This is a genomic window from Halorubrum sp. Eb13 (genome assembly GCF_002252895.1).
Taxonomy (GTDB): Archaea; Halobacteriota; Halobacteria; order Halobacteriales; family Haloferacaceae; genus Halorubrum.
The window spans coordinates 26101-34252 of sequence record NZ_NHPE01000119.1; the positions used below are offsets into that span (position 1 = coordinate 26101).

6 protein-coding genes are annotated in these 8152 nt (G+C 68.9%); 1 reads left to right on the top strand and 5 read right to left on the bottom strand.

Features of this window, described 5'->3' with window-relative positions:
* Nucleotides 1-105: 105 nt before the first annotated feature.
* The 5 genes from DJ75_RS13340 to DJ75_RS13360 form a co-directional block, all read right to left on the bottom strand.
* On the bottom strand, nucleotides 106-1467 hold the full coding sequence (locus tag DJ75_RS13340) for an aminotransferase class III-fold pyridoxal phosphate-dependent enzyme (RefSeq protein WP_094524940.1): 1362 nt from the start codon (nucleotides 1465-1467) through the stop codon (nucleotides 106-108).
* A gap of 67 nt (nucleotides 1468-1534) precedes the next feature.
* Nucleotides 1535-3172: a BCCT family transporter gene (locus tag DJ75_RS13345; RefSeq protein ID WP_094524941.1), complete on the bottom strand. Its 1638-nt coding sequence runs from the start codon at nucleotides 3170-3172 to the stop codon at nucleotides 1535-1537.
* 459 nt (nucleotides 3173-3631) lie between these two features.
* Entirely contained in the window at nucleotides 3632-4279 is a 648-nt protein-coding gene (locus tag DJ75_RS13350) for a hypothetical protein (protein WP_094524942.1), read from the bottom strand.
* A 93-nt stretch (nucleotides 4280-4372) separates the two neighbouring features.
* Nucleotides 4373-5653 carry an amidohydrolase gene (locus DJ75_RS13355; protein ID WP_094524943.1) on the bottom strand — a complete coding sequence of 427 codons (1281 nt, stop codon included), beginning with the start codon at nucleotides 5651-5653 and terminating at the stop codon, nucleotides 4373-4375.
* A gap of 172 nt (nucleotides 5654-5825) precedes the next feature.
* Nucleotides 5826-6809, bottom strand: coding sequence for an ornithine cyclodeaminase family protein (locus DJ75_RS13360; protein ID WP_094524944.1), 984 nt, complete (start codon nucleotides 6807-6809; stop codon nucleotides 5826-5828).
* 141 nt (nucleotides 6810-6950) lie between these two features.
* Between DJ75_RS13360 and DJ75_RS13365 the strand changes: the two genes are divergently transcribed.
* On the top strand, nucleotides 6951-8117 hold the full coding sequence (locus tag DJ75_RS13365; protein WP_094524945.1) for an FAD-binding oxidoreductase: 1167 nt from the start codon (nucleotides 6951-6953) through the stop codon (nucleotides 8115-8117).
* Nucleotides 8118-8152: the final 35 nt, after the last annotated feature.

Genomic DNA, 8152 nt, shown 5'->3' on the forward strand with positions numbered 1-8152 from the left:
AGCGGACCGAATCCGGTCCGCAGGTGATCCGTACTGATCGAAACGAGCCGGACTGTTTCTCCGAGTGAGTGATTTAACACGCGCCGCACTGCCGGGTTCAGTTCCTCAGTTCGCCGCCGCGCTCGCGCTGACGGCGTCGATCGCGTCGAGGAAGAGCCCCGTGCCGAGCGCGATCTCGCGTTCGGTCGCGTCGAGCGGGGGAAGGAGTCGGATCGTCTTCGTCCCGCAGCCGAGCGTCAGGAGCCCGCGGTCGAGCGAGGCCTCGACGACCGCCGAGCGCCGCTCCGCCGTGTCGAACTCCACCGCCAGCATCAACCCCTTGCCGCGGACGTCGACGACGGTGTCTGGCGCGTCGTCGCGGAGGAGCTCCCTCGCCTGCCGCCCCCTCCGGGTCGCGTTGTCGAGCAGGTCGTGTTCCTCGATCGCCTCCAGCGTGAACGCCCCCATCATCGAGCCGAGGAGGTCGCCGCCGCCGAACGTCGAGCCGAGGCGGTTCTTCTCCGACGGGAACACCTCCGACCGGGAGATCGTCGCGCCGACGCGCAGCGCCTTCGCGGCCGCGATCACGTCCGGCTCGATGGCGTAGTGGTCCGTCGCCCAGATCTCCCCCGTGCGGCCCATCCCCGACTGGATCTCGTCGACGACGAGCGGGATGTCGTACTCGTCGGTGACGGCCGCGACCTCGTCCATGAACGCCTCGCTGGGGAAGCGGTAGCCGCCGACGCCCTGGATCGGTTCGAGCGTCAGGAAGGCGATCTCCGCGGGGTCGACGTGCCCGCCCTCGGGCGCGAGCATGTTCCGGAGCCGCGAGCCGCCGCCGGCAAAGAAGCCGCAGTCGCAGGTCGCGGCGTCGCAACCGCGGTCAGCGCAGAACGGCACCGTCTCGATGCCGCTGATCTCCGGGTAGTGCCGGGTGTACACGTCCTTCGACTTCGTCAGCGAGAGCGTTCCGAGGGTGCGGCCGTGGAAGCTCCCGTCGAAGGCGACGCCGTACTTCGCCGGCGACCGGTGGTCGTGCGTGATCTTCATCGCGTTTTCCATCGCCTCGGCGCCGGAGTTCGAGAGGAAGACGGTGTCCATCCCGTACTGGCTGGAGACGTCGGTCAGCCGGTCCATGAGGTGGCTCGACCCCGGGAAGTCGGCCTCCTCCGGGCTCGGTCCGGAGCCGAAGTACATGTCCTGGCCGGCGATCTTCATCGGCTCGACGAGGTCGAACTCGCGGAGCTTCGAGAGCACCTTCTCGTTGTTGTAGCCGAGCGGGGCCGCGCCGATGTGACAGGTGAAGTCTAAGAGGACGTTGCCGTCGACGTCGGTGACGAAGGGCCCGTCGGCCTCGCGGGTCACGTCCCAGACGAACTCGTGGGAGTACTCGCTGGGCGCGGAGTGCGACTGGTGGAACTCGACCCAACGCTTCGCGTTCGGGCCGGGGAGCGCGTCCGCGGCGGGTTCAGCCGTATCCCTATCCATACACAGATTATGTATACGCCGTACATTAAAACTTGGTATAAACGAGGGTAAAACGGAACGCGAGCCGTCAGTCGTCGTCGGATCCGGCGGACTCGAACGAGGCCGACCGGGAGTCGCTCTCCTTGGACCCCCCGTACAGCACGGTCTCGTCCTGCAGTAACACCCGACCGTAGTTCGAACTGAACTCTCTGATGAGCGAGAGCATCGCGAGGAAGCAGACGAAGGCGAACGGCGCGCCGGTGATGATGACCGCGTCCTGCAGCGCCCCCGCTCCGCCCGCGCCGCCGATGATCATGAGGATGGCCGCGGTCATCCCGAGCACGACGCCCCAGAAGACCCGGTTGATCGTCGAGGGCCGCGCCTTCCCGCCGGTCGTCATCATCGAGACGGCGAGCGTCGAGGAGTCGGCCGAGGTGATGAAGAACGTCGTCACGAGGATCATGAACGCGATCATGAACACCGTTCCGAAGGGGAAGGCGCTGAAGAGGATGAAGCCCGAGATCTCCGGGGTGAAGTTGTTGATCACGGGAGCGAAGTCGGCAACGCCGGTGTGGTGGTACTGCAGCGCGGTGCCGCCGACGAACGTGAACCACGGGATGGTCGCCGCCGATGTCGCCACGATACCGGTGAACGCGACCTCGCGGACGGTCCGACCCTTGGAGATGCGGGCGATGAACAGGCCCGCGAACGGGGACCAGGAGAGCGCCCAGGCCCAGTAGAACACCGTCCACGCGTTGACCCATCCGGTGCCGCCCTCGGTTCCGACGCCGGCGAAGAGGCTCATCGAGGTGAAGTCGGCGATCATGCCGCCCACCGCCTGCGACCCCAGCGTGAGCAGGAACAGGGTCGGGCCGAGGATGAACGTCGCGAGCATGAGCGCGACGAAGAGGATCATGTTGAAGTTCGACAGCCGCCGGATACCCCTGTCGACTCCGAGCACCATCGAGATCGTGAACAACAGCGTCATCGTGGTCACCACGAGGAGGATACCGACGTTCCCCAAGTCGATCCCCCACTGGTAGTTGAGGCCGGCGATGAACTGGCTTCCGATGAACCCGAGCGACGTCGCCACGCCGCCGATCGTCGCGAAGACCGCGAGGATGTCGATGACCTTCGCGGCCGGGCCGTCGAGGTTGTCAGCGCCGAGGACGGGCGTCAGCGCCGACGAGACGCGCAGCGGCACGTTCTCGTAATTGTACGCGAAGTAGGCGATCGCGAGCCCCATGATCGTGAAGACCGCCAGCTGGGGCAGTGCCCAGTGGAACAGCGTCTGCTGGATCGCGATCGGAACCGCTTCCGCCGTCCCGCCTTCGATGCCGAACAGCGGCGACGGGCTGTCGTAGTAGAACAGCGCCTCGGTCGGTCCCCAGAACACGACGCCGGCCGCGAACCCTGCCGAGTACAGCATCGCGAAGAACGAAAGGAAGCTGTACTCCGGATCCGTGTCTCCCATCTTGATCTTCCCCCACGGACCCACGATCAGGAACAGCAGGAAGACGACGATCAGGAACACGATCACCAGCAGCGCCCAGTTGAGATAGGCGAGAACCTGCGACTGGACGGTCGCGATTCCGCTGGAGACGAACTCTTGATCGATGAAGAACGCCGCGATCACGCCGACCGTCAACAGCGCGCCGAACGCGAAGACGACGGGGTCGATCTCGTCGAGGAACTCCTCGACCATCCCCCGGTCCGCACCGCTCATACGGGGCCACCCCGACGACCGTGACCACTAGTTGGCCCGCGATCCCTCCGCCGGTCGAGTACCATGCCACGTGCTGGCATGGGATGTCGATCGAAAGTATACACAATAAGTGTTTCTCAATGTCCGAAAGTATAACCGTATTATGTAATCCGTATATGTATTCAACGTATTCTGAAATGAGCGGTTGACTCACCGCTATTGGCATATCTATCTGAAATAATTGAACGTTTGAATAGAAAAAGCGACTCTACCCGAAACACCGGCTGGAATCACGTCGGAATCTGGACGGGGGCATCCCGATCTCCGACGGCCCGGCACGCGGGCGATCCCGGGGCGGGCAGCGAGGTGTCATCGATATCCGTTACCGGCGGAAATCAGTCGGTACGCGGCAGCGGATCATCGGTCGGGTAGCGTGCCGAGGTGGAGAAGGCGGCGGGAGCGAGCGAGTCGCCGACCCGTTCAGTTCGTCAGCTCTTCGAGCGTGCGCTCGTGAGAGGTCGCGCTCTCCGTCAGCTTCTCGGCGAACTCGTCGACGCGGTCTTTGATCTCCTCGCCGGCCTCCTCCGGCGAGAACGATTCCGACATGGTCAGCAGGCGGACGAACGCGCGAAGCTCCTCGTCGGTGAGCTCCGCGAACTCGTCGTTCTCGAGCTTTTCGACCACCTCGTCGACGTCGATCTGGCCGACCGGCTCGACGTTGAACTCCACGTTGACCATGCGGTAGTTCGACCCGGCGAGCCGCTGTTCCGCCTTCCCGACGCCCTCGGAGAGCATGTCCTTGAACGGGGTGTGGTATCCCATCGTGCCGAGATGGAGGAACGCGAGCATGTCGGTGATCCCCTGCGTGTACGCCTCGCGGTCCTCGCCGTCAGGGTCGAACACCGTCTTCCGGTCCCGCTCTTCCAGACACTCGAAGAGGATGCTGAAATCGAGGATCGCGTTCCGGACGCGGCGGCGGATTCGGTTCCGCTTCTGTTTCCGCGAGTGGTCCGTGTAGTCCGTCTTCCGTCCGAGCAGAAAGTCACGGTCGGAGGGCGTGAGGATACCGCGAGGCCGGTCCGACTCGGCCGCCGCCTCCAGCGACTCCGGCACGTCGTTCTGGCTCATGGCCTAAATACCGAGGGCCAGCGGATTAACGGTACTGGTCGTGCCAACGGGTCCCGCCCGTCGACCGATCCGACGCCTCCCGCCGGCGCCCCGTTACGGGCGCCGCCGGGAGAGCTCGACGAACGCGTCCGTTAGCAAGTCGACGCCGATCGCGAGGCTCGCCTCGTCGACGTCGAACGTCGGGGTGTGGTGGCTCGTCGGGTGGTCCGTGCCGATGAGCAAGTACGAGGCGAGCCCGTCCGCCTCTTGGACCTGCCGCATCAGGTACGTGGCGTCCTCGCTCACCCCGAACTCCTCGGACGGGATCACGCGCTCGACGCCGTCGACGTCCCACGCGACGTTGCCGACGACCTCCCGGAGCGCCGGGTGGCTGTCGACGCACGGCGACTCGCTGATCACGCGCGGGGCGACGTCGCAGTCGTGGAGCTCGGCAGCGGCGTAGAGGATCCGCTCGAGCTCGGTGCGCGCGTACGTCATCAGCGCGGTCGTCTCGCCGCGGACCTCCGCCTCGATGGTCACTTCCTCGGCGATGACGTTGCTCGCGGAGCCGCCCTCGATCTTGCCGACGTTCACCCGCGTCGCCCCGTCGCGATGGCGCGGGATCCCGTACGCGTTCTGGATCGCGGTCGCGGCGGCCTGCATGGCGTTCGCCCCCTCGTTCGGCGCCTTTCCCGCGTGGGCGCTCGCCCCCTCGAAGGTGGCCGTCAGGTGCGCCATCGCCAAGGGGCTCTCCACGCCGGCGACGATCTCGCCGGTCGGGTGGCCGAGCCCGACGTGGAGCGCGAACAGGTAGTCGACATCGTCGAGGTGGCCGCTCTCGGCCATCGCCTTCCCGCCGCCGGAGATCTCCTCCGCCGGCTGGAAGAACATCTTGAGGGTCCCCTCGAACGCGCTCTCTCTGATCGCCTCGATCGTGCCGAGCGCGATCGCGAGGTGCGCGTCGTGACCGCAGGCGTGCATGTAGCCGTCGTGTTCGGACCGGAACCCCTCCGCCGTCGGCCGGTGGTCGGGGTCCTCGGGCTCGTGGATCGAGATCGCGTCGAGGTCGACGCGCAGGCCGATACACGGCCCCTCGCCCTGCGAGAGCGTCGCGACGACGCCCGTGTGGCCGCCCGCGGTGCGCTCGAGGAGGTCGTCGCTGACCCCGGCCCGACGGGCGCGGTCGAGCCACGGGCGGATCTCGTCGTCGTCGGGGACGGCCATCCGTGAGTCGGTCGCGAGGGCGTCGCGGCCGACGGCGACCTCGTCGACGCCGATCCGTTCGAGCTCCTCGACGACGCGCGCCGTCGTCCGGAACTCGCGCCACCCCGGCTCCGGGTGGCGGTGGAGCGCCCGCCGGAGGTCGCTCAGTCTCGCTCGCGCGTCGTGGGACATCTGTTCGGAGCGAAAGCGGTCAGGCTACTTAAGAATAGTCGATACCTCATCTCTCCGGTCGCCGTCGACGACGTCCGCCGCGAGGGTCGGTCCGCGTCGCCCGCGGCCGACATCGCCCGCGGTTTCGGCCGAGCCGTCGGTCGTCCGCGTCGGCGAGCCGGCGTCGACCGGGCTACAGTTCGACCTCGGTACCGTCGCCCGCCTCGACCGCCCGCCGGTAGACCGCCTCGCCCGCCGCGGCGTCCAGCGTCGCGGACCCGACGCTCACGACCGCCAGCACGTCCTCGGGCGACTCCCTGACGTACCCGTCCGCGAGGGGGACGCCGAGTTCGACCAGGTCGTCGGCGTCGAGGTCGCTCGCGAGGAGGTCGCCGGTCTCGGCGGCCTCTTCGGGCACGTCGGCGAACACCCGCTCGGCGCGGTCGAGCACGCGGGGATCGAGCTCCTGTGTCTCCGCCGTGAACGCGCCGACCGCGACGACGAGGGTCCCCTCGTCGAGCGCGTCGGGCGGGAAGACGGGCTCGGTCGCGGTCGTCGCGGTCACGACCACGTCGGCGCCCGCGACCGCCTCGCCGGGCGTGTCGACCGCGCGCGCCGGGACCCCCTCGTCGCGCAGGTCCGCCGCACACGCCTCTCGCGAGTCGCTCGGCGAGTGGACCCGCACGTCCGACAGCGCCGCGATCGTCGCGATGGCCCGCGTCTGCCAGCGCGCCTGTGCGCCGGCCCCCACGACGCCGAGAGTGAGCCCCTCGCCGTCCGGCTCCGGAGCCAACGCCCGGACCGAGACCGCCCCGATACAGCCGGTTCGGGCGTTCGTGATCGCCGTCCCCGCGATGAACGCCTTCGGGAGACCCGTTCGGGCCTCCGTGAGCACGATCTGCGCGTTGATCGTCGGGAGCCCGCGCTCCGCGTTCGCCTCGTGGACGCCGACGAGCTTCGTCGCGTAGTGGTCTGCCCCGTGGACGTACGCCGGCATCGCGATGCCGGTTCCGAGGGGGTCGTCGCCGTCGAGCCCCGCGCCGACCGGGAAATGCGGCCGGTGCGGTCGTTCGACCTCGCCGGCGGCCTGCTTGACTAACGCGTCGTCCACCACGTCGACGAGCGACGCCAGGTCGAGGCGGCGGTCGACCGCCTCCGCGGAGAGTGCGATCACCATGCCCGGGTCGTCGCTCCGCGGCGACTTAGCCCGTTCGTCGGACGACCCGTTCGGGCCGGCTCGCTCTCCGAACCGCGGCGGGGTCGCGAAGGGAGCCGGTCGGCGTCGGAGGTTTATGATCTCGGGGGGCGATCGGGGGATATGGACACGCTTGTCGTCGGCGGGGGCGTCGTCGGGCTCTCGGCCGCGTACGCGTTGGCCGACCGCGGCGCGAACGTGACCCTCGTCGAGAAGGGGTCGCTCGGGAACGCCAGCACCGCCCGCTCGGCCGGCGGGATCCGGTCGCAGTTCTCTTCGCGCGTGAACGTCGAGCTCTCGCTCGCCAGCAAGGAGGTGTGGGACGCCTTCGAGGAGCGGTTCGGCGTCGACATCGGGCTGCGGAAGACCGGCTACCTGCTCCTGGCTCGGACGGAGGCGGTCGCGGAGCGGTTCCGCGCGAACGTCGACATGCAGTGCTCGCTCGGCGCGGAGAGCGAACTGCTCACGCCGGCGGCGGCGACCGAACGCTGTCCGGGCCTCGACCCGGAGCCGTTCGTCGCGGCCGCGTACAACCCCGACGACGGGTTCGCCGACCCGAACCTCGCCGTCCAGGGATACGCCGCGGCCGCCCGCGAACTGGGCGTCGACGTCCGGACGAAGACCGCCGTCACGGGCCTCCACCGCGAGGGCGACCGCGTCGTCGGCGCGGACGTCCGCGCGGCCGGCGCGACGGACACCGAGCGCCGCGAGGTCGACCGCGTCGTCAACGCCGCGGGCGCGTGGGCCGCGACGGTCGGCGCGATGGCCGGCGTCGACCTCCCGATATCGCCCCGGCGCCGACAGATCGCCGTGGTCGACCCCGCGCCGCCGGTCCCCGAGTCGGTCCCGCTGACGATCGACCTCGAGACGGGCTCGTACTTCCGCCCCGAGCGGGACGGGGCGGCGCTCGTCGGGGGCCACTTCGACGAGGCGGACCCCGCGCGAGACCCCGACGCCTACGACGAGGGGATGGACGTCGAGTGGGCGGCGCGCGCGGTCGAGCACGCCGCCGACTACGCCGAGTACTTCGGCCCCGACACGCGGATCAAGCGCGGGTGGGCCGGGCTGTACGCGGTCACGCCCGATCACCACCCGATCGTCGAGGAGACGCTCCCCGGCCTCGTGACCGTCGCCGGGTTCTCCGGCCACGGCTTCCAACACGCGCCCGCCGCGGGCCGGATCGCCGCCGACCTCGCCGTCGACGGGGAGACGGCCCTCCTCGACGCCTCGCCGCTGTCGCTGGACCGGTTCGAGCGCGGAGAGACGCTCACCGAGCGACACGTCGCCTGAACGGCCGCGGGGCGGCAGTGAGAGCGGGAGGGGGC

Coding starts and splice junctions, on each gene's coding strand:
- DJ75_RS13340 (WP_094524940.1), bottom strand. CDS start 1,467: ATGGATAGGGATACGGCTGAACCCGCCGCGGACGCGCTCCCCGGCCCG.
- DJ75_RS13345 (WP_094524941.1), bottom strand. CDS start 3,172: ATGAGCGGTGCGGACCGGGGGATGGTCGAGGAGTTCCTCGACGAGATC.
- DJ75_RS13350 (WP_094524942.1), bottom strand. CDS start 4,279: ATGAGCCAGAACGACGTGCCGGAGTCGCTGGAGGCGGCGGCCGAGTCG.
- DJ75_RS13355 (WP_094524943.1), bottom strand. CDS start 5,653: ATGTCCCACGACGCGCGAGCGAGACTGAGCGACCTCCGGCGGGCGCTC.
- DJ75_RS13360 (WP_094524944.1), bottom strand. CDS start 6,809: ATGGTGATCGCACTCTCCGCGGAGGCGGTCGACCGCCGCCTCGACCTG.
- DJ75_RS13365 (WP_094524945.1), top strand. CDS start 6,951: ATGGACACGCTTGTCGTCGGCGGGGGCGTCGTCGGGCTCTCGGCCGCG.